At 71.0% G+C, this 21,568-nt stretch carries 17 protein-coding genes; 6 read left to right on the top strand and 11 right to left on the bottom strand.

From position 1 onward, the window contains the following. Position 1 precedes the first annotated feature (1 nt). From EOE48_RS08380 to EOE48_RS08370, 3 genes are all read left to right on the top strand, one after another. Positions 2-1,624 (top strand): ABC transporter ATP-binding protein, encoded by a 1,623-nt coding sequence (locus EOE48_RS08380; protein WP_127728342.1) that lies wholly within the window; start codon positions 2-4, stop codon positions 1,622-1,624. 373 nt (positions 1,625-1,997) lie between these two features. Continuing rightward, positions 1,998-2,930, top strand: coding sequence for a 2-hydroxyacid dehydrogenase (locus tag EOE48_RS08375; protein WP_127728341.1), 933 nt, complete (start codon positions 1,998-2,000; stop codon positions 2,928-2,930). A 144-nt stretch (positions 2,931-3,074) separates the two neighbouring features. After that, on the top strand, positions 3,075-3,308 hold the full coding sequence (locus EOE48_RS08370) for a hypothetical protein (RefSeq protein WP_127728340.1): 234 nt from the start codon (positions 3,075-3,077) through the stop codon (positions 3,306-3,308). A gap of 3 nt (positions 3,309-3,311) precedes the next feature. On the opposite strand, the gene EOE48_RS08365 is transcribed toward EOE48_RS08370, so the two are convergent. From EOE48_RS08365 to urtA, 11 genes are all read right to left on the bottom strand, one after another. Further along, positions 3,312-4,901, bottom strand: coding sequence for a nitric oxide reductase activation protein NorD (locus tag EOE48_RS08365; RefSeq protein ID WP_127728339.1), 1,590 nt, complete (start codon positions 4,899-4,901; stop codon positions 3,312-3,314). Next, positions 4,898-5,695 (bottom strand): CbbQ/NirQ/NorQ/GpvN family protein, encoded by a 798-nt coding sequence (locus EOE48_RS08360; protein WP_127728338.1) that lies wholly within the window; start codon positions 5,693-5,695, stop codon positions 4,898-4,900. The genes EOE48_RS08365 and EOE48_RS08360 overlap by 4 nt, the downstream gene beginning before the upstream one ends. A 5-nt stretch (positions 5,696-5,700) precedes the next feature. Beyond that, positions 5,701-6,747 (bottom strand): aliphatic amidase, encoded by a 1,047-nt coding sequence (locus EOE48_RS08355; protein ID WP_127728337.1) that lies wholly within the window; start codon positions 6,745-6,747, stop codon positions 5,701-5,703. A 328-nt stretch (positions 6,748-7,075) separates the two neighbouring features. Further along, positions 7,076-7,387 carry an FmdB family zinc ribbon protein gene (locus EOE48_RS08350; protein WP_127728336.1) on the bottom strand — a complete coding sequence of 104 codons (312 nt, stop codon included), beginning with the start codon at positions 7,385-7,387 and terminating at the stop codon, positions 7,076-7,078. A 1-nt stretch (position 7,388) separates the two neighbouring features. Further along, positions 7,389-8,618, bottom strand: coding sequence for a formamidase (gene fmdA, locus EOE48_RS08345; protein WP_127728335.1), 1,230 nt, complete (start codon positions 8,616-8,618; stop codon positions 7,389-7,391). Positions 8,619-8,712: 94 nt separating this feature from the next. After that, on the bottom strand, positions 8,713-9,729 hold the full coding sequence (locus EOE48_RS08340) for an alpha/beta fold hydrolase (protein ID WP_127728334.1): 1,017 nt from the start codon (positions 9,727-9,729) through the stop codon (positions 8,713-8,715). 11 nt (positions 9,730-9,740) lie between these two features. Next, positions 9,741-10,484 (bottom strand): urea ABC transporter ATP-binding subunit UrtE, encoded by a 744-nt coding sequence (urtE, locus tag EOE48_RS08335; RefSeq protein WP_127728333.1) that lies wholly within the window; start codon positions 10,482-10,484, stop codon positions 9,741-9,743. 11 nt (positions 10,485-10,495) lie between these two features. Further along, on the bottom strand, positions 10,496-11,269 hold the full coding sequence (gene urtD / locus EOE48_RS08330) for an urea ABC transporter ATP-binding protein UrtD (RefSeq protein WP_127728332.1): 774 nt from the start codon (positions 11,267-11,269) through the stop codon (positions 10,496-10,498). Positions 11,270-11,280: 11 nt separating this feature from the next. Then, the gene (gene urtC / locus EOE48_RS08325; protein WP_127728331.1) at positions 11,281-12,417 is read right to left on the bottom strand and encodes an urea ABC transporter permease subunit UrtC; all 1,137 of its coding nucleotides are present in this window, start codon (positions 12,415-12,417) and stop codon (positions 11,281-11,283) included. 12 nt (positions 12,418-12,429) lie between these two features. Then, positions 12,430-13,356 carry an urea ABC transporter permease subunit UrtB gene (gene urtB / locus EOE48_RS08320; RefSeq protein ID WP_127728330.1) on the bottom strand — a complete coding sequence of 309 codons (927 nt, stop codon included), beginning with the start codon at positions 13,354-13,356 and terminating at the stop codon, positions 12,430-12,432. Positions 13,357-13,607: 251 nt separating this feature from the next. Then, positions 13,608-14,867: an urea ABC transporter substrate-binding protein gene (gene urtA, locus EOE48_RS08310; RefSeq protein WP_127728328.1), complete on the bottom strand. Its 1,260-nt coding sequence runs from the start codon at positions 14,865-14,867 to the stop codon at positions 13,608-13,610. 278 nt (positions 14,868-15,145) lie between these two features. Here urtA and EOE48_RS08305 point away from each other — a divergent pair, with 278 nt between their 5' ends. The 3 genes from EOE48_RS08305 to EOE48_RS08295 all read left to right on the top strand — a co-directional run bounded on the left by EOE48_RS08305 (position 15,146) and on the right by EOE48_RS08295 (position 21,558). Continuing rightward, complete coding sequence (locus EOE48_RS08305) at positions 15,146-18,493, top strand: hybrid sensor histidine kinase/response regulator (RefSeq protein ID WP_127728327.1); 3,348 nt, start codon at positions 15,146-15,148, stop codon at positions 18,491-18,493. Beyond that, positions 18,486-19,409 (top strand): response regulator transcription factor, encoded by a 924-nt coding sequence (locus tag EOE48_RS08300; protein ID WP_127728326.1) that lies wholly within the window; start codon positions 18,486-18,488, stop codon positions 19,407-19,409. The genes EOE48_RS08305 and EOE48_RS08300 overlap by 8 nt, the downstream gene beginning before the upstream one ends. A 151-nt stretch (positions 19,410-19,560) precedes the next feature. After that, the gene (locus EOE48_RS08295; RefSeq protein ID WP_127728325.1) at positions 19,561-21,558 is read left to right on the top strand and encodes a methyl-accepting chemotaxis protein; all 1,998 of its coding nucleotides are present in this window, start codon (positions 19,561-19,563) and stop codon (positions 21,556-21,558) included. The last annotated feature ends 10 nt before the right edge of the window (positions 21,559-21,568 follow it).

The raw sequence follows: 21,568 nt of genomic DNA, 5'->3' as shown, positions 1-21,568 counted from the left end.
GATGGACGCCCGCACTCCGCGCCGGACCGTCGTCTCGGTCCGCGACCTTCGCCTCGCGCTGCCGGCCGGCGGCGACCGGGCGCACGCGGTCGACGGCGTGTCGTTCGATCTCGTCGCCGGCGAGATCCTGTGCCTCGTCGGCGAGTCCGGCTCCGGCAAGTCGATGTGCGCCCACGCCCTGATGGGCCTGCTGCCGAAGGCGGTGAAACCGTCCGGCGGCGAGATCCGCCTCGACGGCGCCGACCTGCTCGCCCAGGACGAGGCCGGCTGGCGCGACACCCGCGGCCGGCGGATCGCGATGGTGTTCCAGGAGCCGATGACGGCGCTCAATCCGCTGATGCGGATCGGCGACCAGATGGCCGAGATGTTCGAGGCCCACGGCCTGCTGACCCCGCGGGAGCGCCGCGCCCGCGCCGTGGCGCTCGCCGGCGAGGTCGGGCTGCCGGAGCCGGAGCGGATCGTGCGCTCCTACCCGCACCAGCTCTCCGGCGGCCAGCGCCAGCGGGCGATGATCGCGATGGCGCTCGCCCTCGAACCCGCCGTGCTGGTGGCCGACGAGCCGACGACGGCCCTCGACGTGACCACCCAGGCGCAGATCCTCGACCTGATCCGCGGCCTGCAGCGCCGCCGCAACATGGCGGTGCTGTTCATCACCCACGATTTCGGCGTGGTCGCCGACATCGCCGACCGGGTGCTGGTGCTGCGCCATGGCCGCGTGGTCGAGGAGGGCCCGGCCGAGGCGGTGCTCGGCCGTCCGCGGGAGGACTACACCCGCACCCTGCTCGCCGCCGTGCCGAGCATGGACCCGCCCCGGCGCGAGCCGCGCTCCGGCCCCAAGGCCGTCGAGGTGGCGGGCCTGTGCAAGACCTACTCGACGGGCGGCGGGCTGTGGCGCAAGCCGCGCCGGGTCGAGGCGGCCCGCGACGTCGCCTTCGCGATCCACCAGGGCGAGACGGTGGGGCTGGTGGGCGAGTCCGGCTCGGGCAAGTCCTCGGTCGCCCGGCTGGTGATGCGGCTGATCGAGCCCGACCGCGGCGCGGTGATGCTCGGCGACGACGACCTCACCCGGCTCTCCGGCGAGGCCCTGCGCCGCGCCCGCAGCCGGATCCAGATGGTGTTCCAGGACCCGTTCGCCTCGCTCAACCCGCGCCGCCGGGTCGGCCAGATCATCGCCGACGGGCCAGTGGCGCACGGGGTGCCGCGCTCCGAGGCCGAGGCGCGGGCGCGCGACCTGCTCCGCCTCGTCGGGCTCGATCCCTCCGCGATGGAGCGCTTCCCGCACGAATTCTCCGGCGGCCAGCGCCAGCGCGTCGGCATCGCCCGGGCGCTGGCGCTGGAGCCGAAGATCCTCGTCGCCGACGAGGCGGTCTCGGCGCTCGACGTGTCGGTTCAGGCGCAGGTCCTGGCGCTGCTGGAGGACCTGAAGCAGCGCCTCGGCCTGTCGATGCTGTTCATCACCCACGACCTGCGGGTGGCGGCGCAGATCTGCGACCGGATCGCGGTGATGCGCCGGGGCGAGATCGTCGAGCTGAAGCCGGCCGGCGCGCTGTTCGCCAACCCGGAGCATCCCTACACGAGGGCGCTCCTCGACGCGGTGCCCGGGCGGACCCGGGCGGCGGCGTGACGCACTGGCTCCAACCCTCCCCCCTCTGCGACAGGGCTGTCCGGCGGAAGAAATGGGCGCTGGGTTCCCCCCTCCTCGCGGGCGGCACGGCTGTCCGGAGAAAATCCCTTTCAAAATCAAACGCGGGATCCCCTCTCCCGAGTGGGAGAGGGGTAGGGGTGAGGGTGGCTCGGGTTCCGTAAGTTGCACCGAGCATCGAGCTGCGCAGCTCGACCCTTTGCGCTTTCTTCTGAACCGTCTCCACCCTCACCCCCGACCCCTCTCCCACTCGGGAGAGGGGAGGCGCGCCTCCTTTTCCCGGGCAGCCCTGCGCAGAGGGGGGAGGGTTCCTGCCCGCGCGCCAGATCCTGCCCCCAACCCCGAGCCCCCGCCCATGCGCTGCGTCCTCCTCAGCGACACCCTCGACCTGCGCGCCCTGTTCGGGCCCGCCCTGGCGGCCGTCGCCGACCGGGTCGAGATCGTCGACCACCCGGCGGAGCACCCGGACGACGTGCGGCTCGCCCTCGGCTGGAACCCGCCGCAGGACGCCTTCGCCCGCTACCCGAACCTCGCGGCGATCTGCTCGATCGGGGCCGGGGCCGACAACCTCCTCGCCTGCCCGGGCCTGCCGGAGTCCGTCGCGGTGGTGCGGGTGGTCGACCCCGATCAGGCGCGGGCGATGTCGCACTTCGTGCTGTGGCACCTCATCGGCCACCAGCGCCGCTTTTCCGCCTACGCGGAGAACCAGCGCGCCGGGCGCTGGCAGCGCCTCGGCCAGCGCGCCGCCGCCGAGGTGCCGGTCGGGATCCTCGGCTACGGCCGGATCGGCCGGCAGGTGGCGGCCGACATCGCGGCGCTCGGCTTTCCCGTCGCGGCCTGGAGCCGCAGCCCCGGCGCCGACGAGCCCGGCCTCGCCCGCCACCACGGCGCCGACGGGCTGGCGGCGCTGCTCGCCCGCACCGAGGTGCTGGTGAACCTGCTGCCACTGACGCCGGAGACCACCGGCCTCCTCGACGCCGCGCGGCTGCGCCGCCTGCGCCCCGGAGCGTTCCTGATCCATGTCGGGCGCGGGCCGCAACTGGTGGAGGCCGACCTGCTCGCCGCCCTCGACGACGGCACGCTGGCCGGCGCCGCCCTCGACGTGTTCGCCCGCGAGCCGCTCGACGCCGGGCATCCGTTCTGGCGCCATCCGCGGATCGCCGTCACGCCGCACGAGGCCTGCGACGCCAGCGACGCCGCCGTCGCGGCGGCGGTCGCCGCGACCGCCGAGGCCCTGGAGGCCGGACGCCCGATCCCCCACGCGGTTGACCGGATGCGGGGCTATTGAGGGCCCGACTCAGCATTTCGTTAACCATTGCGGCCGCATGGTCGCCGGCAGGCGATCCACCGTTCCGTCGCCAAGCGAGACTTTGTTTCGCCGCGATACGGATCTAGTGTGAAGCTGGCGCATCAAACGAACGGGCCATCAACCATGCTCGGAGCCATCTCCGCCTTCCTGGCGATCATTCTGGTTCTCGCCCTTCGCAACGCCGCCAAGGTGGCGCTGATCCCGGTCTACGCCGTGCGCGACATTCACCATGGCCGCTACGCCCGCGGGCTGTTCCTGCTCTCCTGCACCGGGCTCGCCGCCTGGGCGATCTGGTCGATGTCGCATACCGGCCGCGTGCGCGCGACGCCGGTGACCGCGATGGTCTATACCGGCTGATCCTCACGCCGCGCCCGCCAGCCGGGCGAGGTGCCGCGACAGCCGCCCCGGATCGCGCAGGGTGACGAAGCGGCCGCGCCCGAAGATGCGGGCGAGGCTGGCGCCGGCGCCGTGCGTCAGGCCGATGCCGTAGACCGCGAGGCCCCGCGCCGCGAGCGCGCGGCGGGCCGCCCGCGCATCCTCCACCAGATAGGCCGGATCGTAGACGTCGATGTCGGCCGGCTCGCCGTCGGTCAGCACCAGCAGCGTGCCCGGCTCGCCGGCGGGAAACGCCCGCCCGGCATGGCGCAAGGCGACGCCGAGGCGGGTCGAGAGGCCGGGCCGCAGCCCGGCGAGGCGCGCGACCGCGAGCGCCGGCGGCTCGTGCCAGTCCTTGATCCGCCCGATCCGGGCGTCGCGCCGCCCGGCGGAGCGGAACGACCGCACGGCGAACGGGATGCCGGCCGCGTCGAGCGCCCGGGCGAGGTTCGCGGCGGCGATCCGCTCGGCGTCGAGGACGCGGATCCCCTCCCCCGGCACCGGATCGGCGGTCGATTGCGAGGCGTCGACCAGCAGCAGCACCGGTGCCGCGTCGGCCCGGCGCCGGGCGCCGACGTAGACCCGCGGATCCGGCGCGAGGCGGGCGCGCAGATGGATGGCCGCGTCGAGGGCGGCCGCGAGGTCGAGGTCGTCGCCGTCGATCCGGCGCCGCAGCCGGACCAGCCGCCGCGGCTGCACGGCGCGCAGCGCCGCCGCGAGCGCCGGGTCGCCGGGCGCCTGCGCCCCCCTTCCCGCCGCCACCGCCTCCTCGCGCAGGGTGACGAAATCCGGCCGGGCGCAACCGATGCGGTGGTCCCATTCCGGGTAGAGCCAGACCCGGCCGGGCTCAGGCGCGGCCTCGACGGCGGGTCCGGCGGCGACGCCCTGCGCCGGGGCGTCGCCGGGTGCGGGCTCCGCGCGCGGCGCCACGCCGGCCTCGTCGGCCTGCCACAGGCCGGAATGGTCGTCGCGATACGCCGGCTCGACGGTGTAGGAGCGCGAGCTGAACGGCAGCCGCATCTGGCCGAGATCGTTGCCGAGCCGGTCACCGATCCGCCGGCTCAGGGCCGGGTCGGTCCAGGCCGCCCGGTCGGCCCGGAACAGCGCGACGCCCTTGCGCACGAACGGGTCGGGGTCGTCGTGGTCGCCGTCGAGCAGCGCGCGGGCGAGGCGGGCCATCAGCCCGGTCGCCGTGCGGGCATCGTCCGGACCGGCCTTGTGGAACGGGCGCCAGAGATGGAGCAGGCCGGGCCGCTCGCGCAGGGCCAGGGCCTCGACCCGGGCATCCTCGATCAGCGAGACCAGCGCCACCTGCGCCGGCTTGAGCGACCCGGGCGCGAACCGTTCGCCGCCATGGACCAGATGCGCGCCGAGATGGGCGAGGCTCGCCTCGGCGAGACGGTCGTCGCCGCGCCGCGCCGGCGCGTCGCCGTGCGGCAGCGTCACCCCGGTCTCGGCGAAGGCCGGCCGCTGCGGCGGATCGCCGGGCGCTGGGCTTGGCCGCGTCGCGATCGGCAGGGCGAGGCCCCACAGCGCCCGCAGGGTCGCGGTGCGCCGGCGCTCGCCCGCCGTCATGCCGCCTGGGCCGCCACCGCCGCCGCCAGCGCGTCGAGGAGCACCGGGTCGTCGGTGAGCGGGGTCGTCACCGCGAGCGCGCAGGCCGGCGCGAAGCCGACGCCGCCGGCGATCAGCCGGCCGGCATGGACCAGCATCCGGGTCGAGGCGCCCTCGGCCAGTCCCTCGGCGACCAGCGCCCGCGCCGCAGTGCCGACCCGCACCAGCCGCATCGCCATAACCTCGTCCAAACCCGCCTCGCGGGCGACGATCTCGGCCTCGGCAGAGGGCTCCGGATACGTGAAGGCGAGCGCGCCGAAGCGCTGCCTGGTCGATTCCTTGAGGTCCTTCTGCAACGCCTGATAGCCGGGGTTGTAGGAGACGACGAGCAGGAAGTCGGGATGGGCCGGCACGACCTCGCCGGTCCGCTCCAGGGGCAGCATGCGGCGGGAATCGGTGAGCGGGTGGATCGCCACCAGGGTGTCCTGGCGCGCCTCCACCACCTCGTCGAGGTAGCAGATCGCGCCGTGGCGCACCGCGCGGGTGAGCGGCCCGTCCCGCCAGACGGTGCCGGCGGGCTCCAGCAGCCAGCGCCCGACGAGATCGGCCGCCCCCATGTCCTCGTGGCAGGCGACCGTGACCAGCGGGCGGCCGAGCCGCCACGCCATGTGCTCCAGGAACCGGGTCTTGCCGCAGCCGGTGGGTCCCTTGAGGATCATCGGCAGCCGGGCGGCGCAGGCCGCCGTGAACAGCGCCACCTCGTCGCCGACCGGGCGGTAATACGGCTCGGCCGGGATCCGATAGTCGGACAGCATCGCGGTTACCGGTGCGGCGCCTCGCCCTCGCCGACGAGGGGGATGCCCTCGATCGGGCATTCCGGCGTGCCGACCGTGGCGCGGGTGATGCCGCGCACCGCCTCGCGGGTGGCGTCGGGATCCTCGATCCAGCGGCGATAGAAGTCGTAGGGGCACGCGGATAGCCCGTGACGCTCCTCGCGCGAGTTGATCATGCCGGTATAGCCGCGGTGGAGCAGCTTGAAGAGGTGGTTCTCCGACTGCCAGTTCTGGCGCGCGTCGCGGATGAGGAACTTCGACAGGGCGGCGTACTGGATGCCCATCTCCTCCTCGCCGCACTCGCCCAGCGTGCGGCCGTCGAAGCCGATCAGCGCCGAATGGCCGAAATAGGTATAGACGCCGTCGAAGCCGGCCGCGTTGGCGACCGCCACGTAGACGTTGTTGGCGAAGGCCATCGCCTTCGACATCAGGATCTGCTGCTCCTTGGCCGGGTACATGTAGCCCTGGCAGCGGATGATGAGCTCGGCCCCGCGCATCGCGCAGTCGCGCCAGATCTCCGGATAATTCCCGTCGTCGCAGATGATGAGGCTGATCTTGAGGCCCTTGGGCCCGTCCGAGACGTAGGTGCAGTCGCCCGGATACCAGCCCTCGATCGGTACCCACGGCATGATCTTGCGGTACTTCTGCACGATCTCGCCCTGGTCGTTCATCAGGATCAGGGTGTTGTAGGGCGCCTTGTGCGGGTGCTCCTCGTGGCGCTCGCCGGTGAGCGAGAAGACGCCCCAGACCTTCGCCTTGCGGCAGGCGTCGGCGAAGATCGCGGTCTCCTCGCCGGGGATGGTCGAGGCGGTGTCGTACATCTCGGCGGCGTCGTACATGATGCCGTGGGTCGAGTATTCGGGGAACACCACGAGGTCCATGCCGGGCAGGCCGGCCTTCATGCCGACCACCATCTCGGCGATCTTGTGGCAATTGGCGATGACCTCGGCCTTGGTGTGCAGGCGCGGCATCTTGTAGTTGACCACCGCGACGCCGACGCTGTCGTGGCTGCTGGAAATGTCGCCGTGATGCATGGCGTGTCTCCCTGTCGATGGGTGGGGGCGTGTCGTCTCACCACGCGCGAAGGGGCGGTGAGAGGCATCGGTCCCGAGATGACCGCCCTTCTCCCGGGCGCATGCAGCGTCAGCGGAATGCGACCCGGGATCCAGCACAGGACGCTGCCGCGAAGCGGCTCAGTGCATCGGCACCGTCGTTGAAGACGGACGCTTCGCGACTTGTCGTGCTGGTTCCCGGATCTCCTTCCACTTCGTTGCAGTCGTCCGGGAAAGGGGGATCGATTTGGATCTGGTCAGAATTGGCCAACCTCCTCTCCCCGCGAGCGGGGAGAGGAGACACGCCCCGTCAGTGGCTGATCATCCAGGGCCGCGCCGCCGGAAAACCCTTGGCGGCGGCGGGGGCCGTGGCCGTCTTCTTCGGCGCGCAGCAGCCGCAGCCGGCGCCGTGGCTGCGCCTGGGCGCGTGGCGGCTGCGCTCGTTGGTGGCGTGGGCCGCCTTCAACCCCGCATCCATGCCCGACAGGCGCGGCGCGGTGAGGAAGGCGCGCTCGCTACGCCCGCCGCAATCCGGGCAATCGTGCGGGTCGCGGAACTGCGCCATCGGGCGCAGCACCGTGAACGGGCCGCAGGTCTCGCAGGAATAGTCGTAGACCGGCATGCTACTTGTCCGGCGAGATCGGCATCTGGACCGAGCCGTCGAGGTACTGCGTCGGTCCGGCGGCGCTCGGGTTGATGTCGAAGTCGAAGATGCCGGTCGGCAGCCACAGGGTCGCGCAGGCGTTCGGCACGTCGACGACGCCCGAGATGTGGCCCTGCACCGGCGCGGTGCCGAGGATCGAGTAGGCCTGGGCGCCCGAATAGCCGAACTTCTTCAGGTACTCGATCGCGTTGAGGCAGGCCTGCCGGTACGCCACCGTCACGTCGAGGTAGTGCTGCCCCCCGCTCTCGTCGACCGAGATGCCCTCGAAGATGAGGTGGTCGTCGAAGCGCGGGACGATCGGCGACGGCTTGAAGATCGGGTTCTTGATCCCGTACTTCGCCATGCCGTCCTTGATGACCTCGACCTTGAGGTGGACCCAGCCGGCCATCTCGATCGCGCCGCAGAAGGTGATCTCGCCGTCGCCCTGGCTGAAATGCAGGTCGCCCATCGAGAGGCCGGCGCCGGGCACGTAGACCGGGAAGAAGATCTTCGAGCCGCGCGACAGGTCCTTGATGTCGCAATTGCCGCCGTGCTCGCGCGGCGGGACGGTGCGGGCGCCTTCCGCCGCCGCCTTGTCCTTCGCGTCGCCGGACAGCCGGCCCATGTGGGCGGTCGGGCCGAAGGGCGGGTTGGCCAGCCCCGGCACCCGGGTCGGGTTGGTGGCGATCAGCGCGGTCTCGCGCTCGTTCCAGGTCGCCAGCAGCTTCGGGTCGGGCAGGCAGCCGATCAGGCCGGGATGGATCAGGCCGGGGAAACGCACGCCCGGGACGTGGCGCGACTTGGTGAACATCCCCTCGAAGTCCCAGATCGACTTCTGGGCCAGCGGGAAGTGGTCGGTGAGGAAGCCGCCGCCGTTCTGCTTCGAGAAGAAGCCGTTGAAGCCCCACTGCGACTCGGGCTTGGCGCCGATGTCGAGGAGGTCGACCACCAGCAGGTCGCCCGGCTCGGCGCCCTCGACGCCGATCGGGCCGGAGAGGAAGTGCACGATCGACAGGTCGATGTCGCGCACGTCGTCGGCCGAGTCGTTGTTCTTGATGAACCCGCCGGTCCAGTCGTAGGTCTCGACGATGAAGTCCTGCCCGGGCTTCACGTAGGCGACCATCGGGATGTCCGGGTGCCAGCGGTTGTGCACCATGTCGTTCTCGTAGGCCGACTGCGTCAGGTCGACCTTGATCAACGTCTCGGGCATGCGTTTCCCTTTCCCCATGGAGCGGGTGTTGAGCCGGCGGCCGGGGCCGCCGGAGCCGGCGGGCTTTGACCCGCCGGATGCGGAGCGGGCGGCGTCAGCGCGCCAGCAATTCCTTGAGCGCGGCGTCGAGGACCGCGATGTCGTCCGGGCTGGTGCCGGGACCGCCGGCGAAGTGGCCCCACCACGTGTCGACGACCCGCAGTTCCGCCTTCGGCATCGCGGCGGCCTCGATGGCGTTGTCCTCGGGCGGGAAGTACAGGTCGGTCGAGGCCGGCATCAGGATCGCGTCGGCCTTGATCGCCCCGAGCGCCGCCTTGAAGTCGCCGTTGAAGATCTCGTTGGCGCTGATGTCGCCGTTCTGCCACGTCCACAGCATCGCCAGTAGGTTGTTGGCGTCGCGGGTGTAGAACAGCCCCTCCCAGAACCCGACCAGGAAGTCCTCCAGCGAGGCGTAGCCCATATGGGTCAGGTCGGCCTCGATGCGGTAGAAGGTCTGCGACAGGCCCCAGCCGGCATAGACCCGCCCGAAGGCGCGCAGGCCCCGGGTCGGCGGGCTGGTGTACCAGCCGTCCGCGAAGGCGGCGTCGGCCTGGAGCGCCGCCTTGGCTCCCTCCAGGAACACGAAGTTGTGGCGCGAGCACTTGGCCGAGCCCTGGAACGGCAGGATGCGCGGAACCATGTCCGGGTACATCGCCGCCCAGTGATAGGTCTGGAGCGCGCCCATCGACCAGCCGGTGACGAGGACGAGCGTCTCGATGCCGAACAGCTCTGTGACGAGCCGGTGCTGCGCCCGCACGTTGTCGTAGGCGGTCACGTTCGGGAAGCGCGGCCCGTTCCACGGCGCCGGGGTGTTGCTCGGCGACGACGACAGCCCGTTGCCGAACATGTTCGGGATGATGATGAAGTACTTGTCGGGATCGAGCGCCTTGCCGGGCCCGATCAGCCACTCGTTCTCGTAATGCTGCCCCGAGTACCAGGTCGGGTAGACGATTGCGTTGCTCTTGTCGGCGTTGAGCGTGCCGAAGGTCTTGTAGGCCAGCCTGGCGTTGCGCAACGTCTTCCGGCACTGGAGCACGAAGTCGCCGAGCTCGAAGATCTCGTAATCGGCCATGGGCATCTCCGTCAGACCGAGAGGTAGCGGGCGACCTTCGCCTCATCGACGTCGGCGCGGGCGTCCTCGTGGACGATCGAACCGTTCTCGATCACCAGCACCCGGTCGGCGATGTCGAGGGCGAAGCTGAGCACCTGCTCGGAGACGACGATCGACAGCCCGCGCTCGTCGCGGATCTTCTTCAGCGTCCGGCCCATCTCGCGGATGATCGAGGGCTGGATGCCCTCGGTCGGCTCGTCGAGGAGCAGCACCTTCGGCCGGCTGGCGAGCGCCCGGGCGATGGCGAGCTGCTGCTGCTGGCCGCCCGACAGGTTGCCGCCGCGCCGGCCCTTCATCTCCAGCAGCACCGGGAACATCGTGTAGAGGTCGCCCGGCACCTTCGATTCGCCGGTGACCGTCAGCCCGGTCTCGATGTTCTCCTGCACCGTCATGGTGGAGAAGATCATCCGCCCCTGCGGCACGTAGGCGAGGCCCTTGGCGACCCGCTGGTGGCTCTTGAGCGCGGTCACGTCCTGGCCGTCGACCCGGATGGTGCCGCCGCGGGCCGGCAGGATGCCCATCAGGGTCCGCATCAGGGTCGACTTGCCCATGCCGTTGCGGCCCATCACGGCGACGATCTCGCCGGGCGCGACGGTGAGATCGATGCCGTGCAGCACCTCGCTCTGGCCGTAGGCCGCGTGGAGGTCGGTGACCGACAGGATCGGGGCGGCGCCGGGCGCCGCGACGGGGGCGGCGGAGGGAACGGTCTGGAGCATGGGTTCCTCCCTCAATGCCCGAGATAGACTTCGACCACCTTCGGGTCGGTCTTGACGCGCTCCATCGAGCCTTCGGACAGCACCTTGCCCTGGTGCAGCACCGTGACCCGGTGGGCGATGTCCTCGACGAACTTCATGTCGTGCTCGATCACCAGCACCGAGCGGCCCTTGATGATCTGGTGCAGCAGCTCGGCGGTCTTCTTGCGCTCGGCGACGCTCATCCCGGCCACCGGCTCGTCGAGCATCAAGAGTTCCGGGTCCTGGATCAGCAGCATGCCGATCTCCAGCCATTGCTTCTGGCCGTGGCTGAGGAACTCCGCCCGTTTGTCGAGGTGATCCTTCAGGAAGATCATCTCGGCGATCTCGTGGATGCGGTCGCGCACCTCGGCGTCGCGCTTGAACATCAGGGCGCCGAGCACCGTCCGCCCGCGCGGGAACGAGATCTCGAGGTTCTCGAACACCGTCAGGTCGTCGTAGATCGACGGCGTCTGGAACTTGCGCCCGACCCCGGCCTGGACGATGGCGCTCTCCGAGAGTTTGGTCAGTTCGGTGCCCTTGTACTTGATCGAGCCCGAGGTGGCGCGGGTGCGGCCGCAGATCAGGTCGAGCACCGTGGTCTTGCCGGCGCCGTTGGGGCCGATGATGACCCGGATCTCGTCGGGGTCGACGTAGAACGACACGTCGTTGACCGCCTTGAAGCCGTCGAACGACACGGTCAGGGCCTCGACCGCGAGGAGGAAGGTCTTGTCGCCGGCGGTGGCGCCGGGGAGGATGGCGGCGTTCATGGACACGTTCCTCACTCGGCGGGGGCGCCCTGGGGCAGGGCGGCGGGGGCGGCGGCCTTCGGGCGGCGGGTCAGCAGCGGCTCGACGTGCTGGCGCCAGATGCCGGCGAGACCGTTGGGGAAAGCGAGCACCACCGCGATGAACAGCGCGCCGAGGCCGAACAGCCACAGTTCGGGGAACGACTCGGAGAAGGTGGTCTTGGCCCAGTTGACCAGCAGCGTGCCGTAGATCGCCCCGAACAGCGACAGCCGCCCGCCGACCGCGGCGTAGATCACCATTTCGATCGACGGCACGATGCCGACGAAGGACGGCGACATGAAGCCGACCTGGAGGGTGAACATCGCCCCGCCGACCGCCGCGAACGCCGCCGCGAGGCAGAAGGCGAAGATCTTGAAGCTCGCCACGCCGTAGCCGGAGAAGCGGACCCGGTCCTCCTTGTCACGCATCGCCACCAGGATGCGGCCGAGCTTGGAGCGCTTGACGTATTGCGCCACCAGCACGCAGGCGACGAGCAGCCCGCCGTTGACGAAGTAGAGGATGTATTTGGCCGAGTCGGTGCGGATGTCCCAGCCGTGGAGCGTGCGCAGGTCCGTGATGCCGTTGATGCCGCCGGTATAGCCCTGCTGGCCGACGATCAGGATGGTCAGGATCGCGGCGATCGCCTGGGTGATGATCGCGAAGTAGGTGCCGCCGACCCGGCGCTTGAACATCGCCGCGCCGATGATGAACGCGAACAGCGTCGGCACCAGCACCACCGCGATCAGTGTCAGCGGCAGGCTCTTGAACGGCGTCCAGAACCACGGCAGCGCCGTGATCTGGTTCCAGTCCATGAAGTCCGGGATGCCCGGCGTCGACTGGATCTTGGTGTTCTCGACCGACGAAGCCTCGAGCTTGAGGTACATCGCCATGCAGTAGCCGCCGAGCCCGAAGAACACGCCCTGGCCGAGCGACAGGATCCCGCAATAGCCCCAGCAGATGACGAGGCCGAGCGCGACGAAGGCGTAGGTGAGGTACTTGCCCACCAGGTTGAGCCGGAACCCATCGAGGGCCAGCGGCAGGACGAGGAAGATCACGGCGCAGAGGAGGGCGAGGCTCGCCCACTCCATCGGCTTCATGAACGGGTTGTCGTTGATGGTCGGGAGCTTCATCGGCCTAACTCCTCAGCGCCGGACCTTGAGGGTGAACAATCCCTGCGGCCGCAGCATCAGGATGCCGACCACGCCGAGCAGCGTGAGCACCTTGGCGGTCGAGCCGGAGAGGAAGAATTCGAGGGTCGACTGGGTCTGCGAGATCGAGAAGGCCGACGCGATGGTGCCGAGGAGGCTCGCGGCGCCGCCGAAGACCACGATCAGGAAGGTGTCGACGATGTAGAGCTGGCCGGAGGTCGGCCCGGTCGAGCCGATCATCGTGAAGGCCGAGCCGGCGACGCCCGCGATGCCGCAGCCGAGGCCGAAGGTGAGGCGGTCGACCTTCTCGGTGTCGATGCCGACGGCGCCGGCCATCACCCGGTTCTGCATCACCGCCCGGACCTGCTTGCCGTAGCGCGAAGCGAACAGCAGGGCGGCGACCACGAGGGTGATGAGCACGGTGATGGCCATCACGAACAGGCCGTTGATCTGGATCTCGATCGTGTCGGTGGCCTGGACCGAGCCCATCATCCACGACGGCAGCTCGACGCCGACCTCGCGGGCGCCGAAGATCGAGCGGTAGGCCTGCTGGAGGATCAGCGACAGGCCCCAGGTGGCCAGCAGCGTGTCGAGGGGCCGCTTGTAGAGGTGGCGGATCAGCCCCCATTCGACCAGCATGCCGAGCGCGCCCGCGGCCACGAAGGCCAGCGCCATCGCGACGAAGAAGTAGACCGGAAAGAGGCTCGGCAGATGGGCCTGGAAGAACGTCGAGCACAGGTAGGTCATGTAGGCGCCGAGGATCATGAACTCCCCGTGCGCCATGTTGATGACGCCCATCTGGCCGAAGATGATCGCGAGGCCCAAAGCCATCAGCACGTAGACCGAGAACAGGATGAGGCCGGCGAAGCCCTGCATGGCGAAGATCGCGCCGAGGTCGCCGAGCGAGTAGTCACCGAACATGGGCGGGAGCTCCGATAGGAGGTTCGATCGAGTGCTGTGCGCCAGCGATGCAGAGAGCCGACGCGAACCCTCCCCCCTCTGCGGGGGAGGGTGGCGAGCGGAGCGAGCCGGGAGAGGGGAACCCGGCTGCCGGAAGTGGCTCGGCTGACGTGCAAGGCGCCCCATCCGGCAGCGTCGCGATCCCCTCTCCCGCCCCGCATCCGCGGGGCACCCTCCCCCGCAGAGGGGGGAGGGTTCGAGCGCGTAGCGCCCTACTGGTAGCCCTTCGGGAAGGGGTTCGGCTCGATGAGGTCGGCACTCTCGTAGACGACCTCGAACTGGCCGTTCGGCAGCGCCTTGCCGACCCGGGTCTTCGACCACAGGTGATGGTTGGGGTGAATCTTCACGTAGCCTTCGGGCGCACCCTTGAACTCGACCCCGGCGGAGGCCGCCGCGACCTTGTCGACGTCGAACGAGCCGGCCTTCTCGACGGTGAGCTTCCACAGGTAGGGCCCGAGATAGGCGGCCTGGGTCACGTCGCCGATCACCGTCTTCTCGCCCCACATCTTCTTGAAGGCGGCGACGAACTTTTCGTTGTTCGGGTTCTTGAGCGACTGGAAGTACTTCATGCAGGCATAGGCGCCGGCGATGTTCTCGCCGCCGATGCCGTCGATCTCGTCCTCGGTGACCGAGATCGTCATCAGCACCTGCTTCGACAGGTCGATGCCGGCCGCCTTGAGCTGCTTGTAGAACGCCACGTTCGAGCCGCCGACCACGTCGGTGAAGATCACGTTCGGCTTCGTCAGCTTGATCTTGTTGATGACCGAGTTGAACTGGGTGTGGCCGAGCGGGAAGTATTCTTCGCCGACGACCTTGCCCTTGAGCACGTTCTCGACGTGCTTGCGGGCGATCTTGTTCGAGGTGCGCGGCCAGATGTAGTCCGAGCCGATGAAGAAGAAGCTCTTGGCGTCCTTCTCCTTGGCGACCCAGTCGAGGCTGGCGAGGATCTGCTGCGTCGCCTCCTGGCCGGTATAGATGACGTTCTTCGACTCCTCGAGGCCCTCGTAGAAGGTCGGGTAGTACAGCATGCCGTTGTACTGCTCGAACACCGGCAGCACCGCCTTGCGCGAGGCCGAGGTCCAGCAGCCCATCACGGCGGCGCACTTGTCGTTGACCAGCAGCTTCTTGGCCTTCTCGGCGAAGGTCGGCCAGTCGGAGGCGCCGTCCTCCTGGATCACCTTGATCTTGCGGCCGAGCACGCCGCCGGCGGCGTTGATCTCCTCGATCGCGAGCTTTTCCGCCTGCTGCGCCCCGGTCTCGGAGATCGCCATCGTGCCGGTGACCGAGTGCAGGATGCCGACCGTCACCTCAGTGTCGGTAACGGCGAGGCCGGTGGTGTTGACCGCCGAGGTCGGCGGGGCGGCGGCGTGGGCGAAGCGCGGCAGCATCGCGGCGGCCGGCACCGCGGCGAGCCCCATGAGCAGCCTGCGCCGCAGCGCGGAATCCAGGCTCCGGTCGTTGCCCTCTGCCATCGCTCGTCCTCTCCTGATCTGGACCCCGTGCGGTCCGGCCTCGCTCTGCGGCGGGCCTCCCTCGTCACGCGGTTCGCAGGCTAGGTGGCGTGGTGCGGCGCAGCATATACGCTGTTTTGCGTATACCGCCGGGGTGGCGCCTCCCGCAGGATCGGGCTTCGATCGCAGGGTAGGCGGCGGGCGACCGGCCGCGGCGGCAGGGTTCGTGCATGAGGATTCGTGCATGGACCCGGCCGGCGCCTTGCTGCGCCGCACAACGAGGAGCGGTCCCGTCGCCGATGCACGCACGCCAGCGCATCATCCCGGTCCGCCGCGACTACAACCGCTGGGTCGCGAACGAGACGCTGGAGGACTTCGCGCTGCGCTTCACCGCCAAGCGGGCGCGGCGCTGGTCGGCCGCGCGGGTGGCGCTCACCGCGCTCGGCTCGGTGGCGTTCCTGGCGCTCGAGGCGATCGGCGGCACGCTGATCCTGTCGAGCGGGTTCACCAACACCCTCCTGGCGGTGCTCACCGTCGGGCTCGTCATCTTCGCCACCGGGGTGCCGATCGCGGTCTACGCCGCCCGCCACGGCCTCGACGTCGACCTGCTCACCCGCGGCGCCGGCTTCGGCTACATCGGCTCGACCATCACGTCGCTGATCTATGCCGGCTTCACCTTCCTGTTCTTCGCCATCGAGGCGGCGATCATGGCGCTGGCGCTGGAGCTGTGCTTCGGCCTGCCGCTGGCGCTCGGCTACCTCGTCAGCGCGCTGGCGGTGATCCCGCTCGTCACCTTCGGCTTCGCCCTCATCAGCCGGTTCCAGGTCGTCACCCAGCCGGTCTGGCTGGCGCTGAACCTGCTGCCGCTGGCCTTCATCGCCGCCAAGGCCGACGCCCCGCTCGCCGACTGGATCTCGCATCACGGGCTCGCGGGGGAGCGCGGCGCCGGCTTCGACCCGCTGCTGTTCGGGACCGCCTGCGGGGTGCTGTTCGCGCTGATCGCCCAGATCGGCGAGCAGGTCGACATCCTGCGCTTCGTGCCGCCGGAGCGGGAGACCGGACCCGCGCGCTGGTGGGCGGCGGTGCTCGGCGCCGGCGCCGGCTGGATCGTGCCGGGCCTTCTCAAGATCCTGCTCGGCTCGTTCCTGGCGGTGCTGGCGCTCGGCCACGGCGTGCCGCCGGAGCGGGCGAGCGAGCCGACCCAAATGTACGCGGTCGCGTTCGGCCACGTCACGGCCCATCCCGGCGCGGTGGTGGTGCTCACCGGCCTGTTCGTGGTGCTGTCGCAGCTCAAGATCAACGTCACCAACGCCTATGCCGGCTCGATCGCGTGGTCGAACTTCTTCTCGCGGCTGACCCACAGCCATCCCGGCCGGGTGGTGTGGCTCTTGTTCAACGTCACCATCGCGCTGATGCTGATGGAGCTCGGCATCTACCGCACCCTGGAGCGGACGCTCGGCCTCTACGCGCTCGTCGCGGCGGCCTGGGTCGGGGCGCTGGTGGCCGATCTCGCGGTCAACAAGCCGCTCGGCCTGTCGCCGCCGGGCATCGAGTTCAAGCGGGCGCATCTCTACGACATCAACCCGGTCGGCATCGGCGCGATGGCGCTGGCCTCGCTGCTCGGCTGCCTCGCCCATGCCGGCCTGTTCGGGCCGCTGCCGCAGGCGTTCTCGGCCTTCGTGGCGCTCGGCACCGCCTTCGCGGCGGCTCCCCTGATCGCCTGGGCGACGGGGGGCCGCTACTATCTCGCCCGCCGGCCGCGGCGGCACTGGCAGGGCGGCGGCGAGATCGCCTGCCGGGTGTGCGAGCACGGCTTCGAGGCCGAGGACATGGCCTATTGCCCGGCCTACGCGGCACCGATCTGCTCGCTGTGCTGCTCCCTCGACGCCCGCTGCGGCGACCTGTGCAAGCCGCACGCCCGCTTCGGCGCCCAGTTGCGGCAGGCGGGGGAGCGGGTGCTGCCCCGCCGCGCCGCCGCCGCGATCGACTCGCGGCTCGGCCGCTACGCCGGGGTGATGCTGACCCTGTGCGGCGCCGCCGGCCTGATCCTCGGCCTCGTCTACGCCGAGGGCGCGCACCGGGCGCCCGAGCACGCCGCCGCCCTCGCCCACGCCCTGTGGGCGGTGTTCCTCGTCATGGCGCTGATCTTCGGGGTCGTGGCGTGGCTCTACGTGCTGGCCCAGGAGAGCCGCCGCGTCGCCCAGGAGGAGACCGCCCGCCAGACCGCCCTGCACCGGGCCGAGATCGCCGCCCACCGGGTCACCGATGCCAAGCTCCAGCGCGCCAAGGAGGCGGCGGAGGCGGCCAACCTCGCCAAGAGCCGCTACGTCGTCGGCATCAGCCACGAGCTGCGCACGCCGCTCAACGCCGTGCTCGGCTACGCCCAGCTCCTCGAGGCCGATCCCCTGGTGCCGCCGGCCCGGCAGTCGGGCATCCGGGTGATCCGCCGCAGCGCCGAGCACCTGTCGGGCCTCATCGACGGCCTGCTCGACATCTCGCGGATGGAGGCCGGCCGGCTCCAGCTCCACCGCAACGAGGTGCGGCTGCCCGACTTCCTCGACCAGATCGTCGACATGTGCCGGCCCCAGGCCGAGGCGGCGGGGCTCGCCTTCCGCTTCACCCGCCCGGCCTCGCTGCCGGCCCTGGTGGCGACCGACGAGAAGCGCCTGCGCCAGATCCTGCTCAACCTGATCTCCAACGGCATCAAGTTCACGGCCCGCGGCGAGGTCGCGCTGGCGCTCGGCTACCGCAGCCAGATCGCCGAGTTCACCGTCACGGACACCGGCTCGGGCATCCCGCAGGCCGATCTCGGCCGGATCTTCGAGCCGTTCGTGCGCGGCACCCTGCCGGCGGCCTCGGCGGTGCCGGGCACCGGGCTCGGGCTCACCATCGCGCATCTGCTGGCCCAGGTGATGGGCGGCGAGATCACCGTGACGAGCGAGGTCGGCCGCGGCAGCACCTTCCGCCTGCGGATCATGCTGGCCTCGATCGAGCGGCCCGACCGGGCGGCGCCGGCGCTGGCGCCGATCCACGGCTATGCCGGGCGCCGGCGCACGATCTTCGTCGTGGACGACGACCCGGCCCATCGCGAGCTGATGCGCGAGATCCTGGCGCCGCTCGGCTTCACCCTGATGACCGCCGCCGACGGCCCGTCCTGCCTCGCCCTCGCCGGCGACTGCCGGCCCGACCTGTTCCTCCTCGACATCGCGATGCCGGGCATGACCGGCTGGGAGCTGGCCCGTGCGCTCAGGGCCACCGGCCACGGCCCGGCCCGCATCGCGATGATGTCGGCCAACGTGCACGAGATCAGCCCGCAGCGCGGCGAGGACGCGCCCCACGACGCGATGATCCCGAAGCCCTTCGACCTGCGCGACCTGCTGTCGTGCATCCAGGGCCTGCTCGGGCTCGACTGGACCGGCCCGGAGGCGCCGCCGGCCCGCCCCGGCCCGGCGCGGGCGCGCCCCGAGCAGGTCGCCGAGCTGATCCGGCTCGGGCGGATCGGCCACGTCCGCGGCATCGAGGCCAAGCTCGCCGAGATCGAGGAGGAGTCGCCCGAGCCGTTCGTCGCCGAGCTGCGCGGGCTGGTGCGGGCCTACGACCTGCCGCGCTACATGGCGATGCTGGAGGGGATGCGGGCCGATGGCTGAGGCGGGACCCGGCCGCGACGTGGTGCTGGTCGTCGACGACTCGCCCGAGGCGCTGAGCTTCCTCACCGCGGCGATCGAGGCCACCGGCGCGACCGTGCTGGTGGCGGTGGCCGGCGAGGCGGCGCTCGCCCTCGTCGGGGAGATCACCCCCGACATCATCCTGCTCGACGCGGTGATGCCGGGCCTCGACGGGTTCGAGACCTGCCGGCGCCTCAAGGCGATGCCGGCCCTGGCCCACGTCCCGGTGATCTTCATGACCGGGCTCACCGAGACCGAGCACATCGTGCGCGGGCTGGAGGCCGGCGGGGTCGACTACGTCACCAAGCCGATCGCTCCGGGCGAGATCCTGGCGCGCATCCGCGTCCACCTCGCCAACGCCCGGGCGGCGCAGAGCGCGCGCCTCGCCCTCGACAGCGCCGGGCGCTACCTGTTCGCCGTCGACGCCACAGGCGCGGTGCGCTGGTGCACGCCGCAGGCGGCCAAGCTCCTGCGCGACCTCCTGCGCGACCTCGCGCCCCCGACCCCCGGCGAGCCGGCCCTGCCGCCGGCGGCCCTCGCCTGGCTGCGGACCGGCACCGCCGCCGTCACCCTGCCGGGACCGGACGGCCGCGGCGTGCAGCTCAGCCGGATCGGGCAGGTCGGCCGCGACGAGATCCTGCTGCGCCTCGCCCTCGACGGCGGCGGCGAGATCGAGCGCCTGCGCCGGGCGCTCGGCCTGACCGGGCGCGAGGCCGAGGTGCTGCTGTGGGTGTCGCGCGGCAAGGCGAGCCGCGACATCGCCGAGATCCTCTCGCTCAGCCCGCGCACCGTGACCAAGCACCTCGAGCAGATCTACGCCAAGCTCGGGGTCGAGAACCGCACCTCGGCCTCGGCCCTGGTGGTGCGCGCGCTCCAGGACGGCGACCGGGCAGGCTGAGCCGGCCCCGCCTCCTCGCGCGGCCCGGCGCAACCCTGCGACAACTTTAAATTGCACTTCGATGTTGTGGCTATTCGAGCGCCATTAACTGCCCATTATGGCGCCAACCGCATGCTGTGACCTAGATGTCAGAGCGAGCGGGTGGCAGTTCATGAAAAGCGGAATTCGGTCACGACTCTACGGCGGCTTCGCGGCTCTCGTGGTTCTGGCGGGCTGCATGGGCGGATTCTCGTACCGGCAGCTCACCATCCTGAACGAGACGTATCGGGTCCAGACGCAGATCGAGCAGGCGTCGCGCGAGCTCTACACCGTCAACGGCCTGACCGACCGCTTCATCGCCCAGAGCGCCGAGTACCGCGCCAACCTGGCGCCGGAGAACGCCGCCGGCATGAAGGCCGCCCTGGCCTCGATCGACGATCTGGCGCAGGGGCTCGCCGCCCGCGCGCTGAGCGACGAGCGGCGCACGCTCTACGTCGCGCTGCGCAATCAGGCCGCCGCCCTCGCGGCGGAGATCCCGAAGCTGATCGCGCTCGGCGACCGGATCCGCGAGAACCGGGCCGGCGTCTACACCACCGGCGACGAGGTGACCAAGGCCAGCGCCGACCTCGTCGCCCAGTTGCGGGCCGGCGGCAACGCGGCCGAGGCGGCGGCCGCCGCCGAGGTCGAGCGGACCGTGCTCCTCGTGCGGGTCGTCAACTGGCGCTTCCTCGCGACGAAGGATCCGAAGGGGCGCGCGCTGTCGGCGGCGAACTTCGCGAACGCCGAGGCCGCCCTCGACAAGCTGAAGCCCTTCGATCTCACCCCCGGGCAGAAGGCCGCCCTGACCGCGGTCGAGGGCGCCCTGCAGCGCCTCAGCCTGCACTTCAAGGCCGCCTCGGCGGCGATCGTCGAGAGCGAGGAGTTCAACGAGACGGTCCTCAAGACCGGGGCGCAGGCGATCGAGGCCAACGGGCAGGCCGTCCGGGCGAAGCTCGCGGCGACGCTGCAGGCGGTCACGGCGCAGAGCGAGGCCACCATGGCGACCGCCCGGACCGTCCAGATCGGACTGCTCGGGCTGATCCTGGCGGTCGGCGCCGCGCTGGCCGTCCTGATCGCCCGCAGCATCATCCGGCCGATCTCCGGCATGACCGGGGCGATGACCCGGCTGGCCGCCGGCGAGACCGCCCTGACGATCCCGTCCCGGGACGCCGTCGACGAGATGGGCCGGATGGCCGAGGCGGTGGAGGTGTTCCGGCGCAACGCCGTCGCCCGGGCCGAGCTCGAGGCGGCCCAGGCCGCCCAGGCCGCCGCCCGGCAGGAGCGGACCGAGCGGATCGAACGGCTGGTGCGGGACTTCCAGGGGGCGGTCACCGGCTCGCTCGAGATCGTCACCTCGGCCGCCACCGAGCTCGACGCCACCGCGCGCGCGATGACCGACGTCGCCGGGACCACCAACGGTCAGGCGGCCGCGTCGAGCGTCGCCGCCGAGCAGGCCTCGGCCAACGTCCAGACAGTCGCCGCCGCGGCCGAGGAGATGGTGTCGTCGCTCCAGGAGATCGAGCGGCAGGTCGTCCATTCCCGCGAGGTCGCGAGCCACGCGTCGCGGGAGGCCGACGCCACCAACGCCGCGATGGCGGAGCTCGGCGCCGCCGCGGGCCAGATCGGCGCGGCGGTGACCACGATCTCGGCGATCGCGAGCCAGACCAACCTGCTGGCGCTCAACGCCACGATCGAGGCGGCGCGGGCCGGCGAGGCGGGCCGCGGTTTCGCGGTCGTCGCCGCCGAGGTCAAGGAACTGGCGAGCCAGACCGCGAAGGCGACCGACGAGATCGGCGGGCAGATCGCGGCGATCCAGACCGCCACCGAGACCGCGACGGCGGCGATCCGCCAGATCGGCGGCACCATCGCCACGATGAGCGAGATCAGCAGCATCATCGCGTCCACCGTCGTCGAGCAGACCGCCGCCACGACGGAGATCTCCCGCAACGCCGGCGAGGCGGCGCGGGGCACCCGCGAGGTCTCGCTCAACGTCGCCCGGGTGCAGTCCTCCGCCGACGAGACCGGCGGCGCCGCCTCCCAGGTGCTGGCGGCGGCGGCCGAGCTGTCGACGCAGTCGCAGCGGGTCAAGACCGAGGTCGACGCCTTCCTGGGCGACATCCGGGCGGCGTGAGCCCCCGGGG

This window comes from Methylobacterium oryzihabitans, from assembly GCF_004004555.2.
GTDB lineage: Bacteria > Pseudomonadota > Alphaproteobacteria > Rhizobiales > Beijerinckiaceae > Methylobacterium > Methylobacterium oryzihabitans.
This window is presented reverse-complemented; position numbering and strand designations above follow the sequence as displayed.

Excerpts from the sequence above, each read along its gene's own strand:
- EOE48_RS08380 (WP_127728342.1), top strand. The coding sequence starts at position 2 with ATGGACGCCCGCACTCCGCGCCGGACCGTCGTCTCGGTCCGCGACCTT.
- EOE48_RS08375 (WP_127728341.1), top strand. The coding sequence starts at position 1,998 with ATGCGCTGCGTCCTCCTCAGCGACACCCTCGACCTGCGCGCCCTGTTC.
- EOE48_RS08370 (WP_127728340.1), top strand. The coding sequence starts at position 3,075 with ATGCTCGGAGCCATCTCCGCCTTCCTGGCGATCATTCTGGTTCTCGCC.
- EOE48_RS08365 (WP_127728339.1), bottom strand. The coding sequence starts at position 4,901 with ATGACGGCGGGCGAGCGCCGGCGCACCGCGACCCTGCGGGCGCTGTGG.
- EOE48_RS08360 (WP_127728338.1), bottom strand. The coding sequence starts at position 5,695 with ATGCTGTCCGACTATCGGATCCCGGCCGAGCCGTATTACCGCCCGGTC.
- EOE48_RS08355 (WP_127728337.1), bottom strand. The coding sequence starts at position 6,747 with ATGCATCACGGCGACATTTCCAGCAGCCACGACAGCGTCGGCGTCGCG.
- EOE48_RS08350 (WP_127728336.1), bottom strand. The coding sequence starts at position 7,387 with ATGCCGGTCTACGACTATTCCTGCGAGACCTGCGGCCCGTTCACGGTG.
- fmdA (WP_127728335.1), bottom strand. The coding sequence starts at position 8,618 with ATGCCCGAGACGTTGATCAAGGTCGACCTGACGCAGTCGGCCTACGAG.
- EOE48_RS08340 (WP_127728334.1), bottom strand. The coding sequence starts at position 9,729 with ATGGCCGATTACGAGATCTTCGAGCTCGGCGACTTCGTGCTCCAGTGC.
- urtE (WP_127728333.1), bottom strand. The coding sequence starts at position 10,484 with ATGCTCCAGACCGTTCCCTCCGCCGCCCCCGTCGCGGCGCCCGGCGCC.
- urtD (WP_127728332.1), bottom strand. The coding sequence starts at position 11,269 with ATGAACGCCGCCATCCTCCCCGGCGCCACCGCCGGCGACAAGACCTTC.
- urtC (WP_127728331.1), bottom strand. The coding sequence starts at position 12,417 with ATGAAGCTCCCGACCATCAACGACAACCCGTTCATGAAGCCGATGGAG.
- urtB (WP_127728330.1), bottom strand. The coding sequence starts at position 13,356 with ATGTTCGGTGACTACTCGCTCGGCGACCTCGGCGCGATCTTCGCCATG.
- urtA (WP_127728328.1), bottom strand. The coding sequence starts at position 14,867 with ATGGCAGAGGGCAACGACCGGAGCCTGGATTCCGCGCTGCGGCGCAGG.
- EOE48_RS08305 (WP_127728327.1), top strand. The coding sequence starts at position 15,146 with ATGCACGCACGCCAGCGCATCATCCCGGTCCGCCGCGACTACAACCGC.
- EOE48_RS08300 (WP_127728326.1), top strand. The coding sequence starts at position 18,486 with ATGGCTGAGGCGGGACCCGGCCGCGACGTGGTGCTGGTCGTCGACGAC.
- EOE48_RS08295 (WP_127728325.1), top strand. The coding sequence starts at position 19,561 with ATGAAAAGCGGAATTCGGTCACGACTCTACGGCGGCTTCGCGGCTCTC.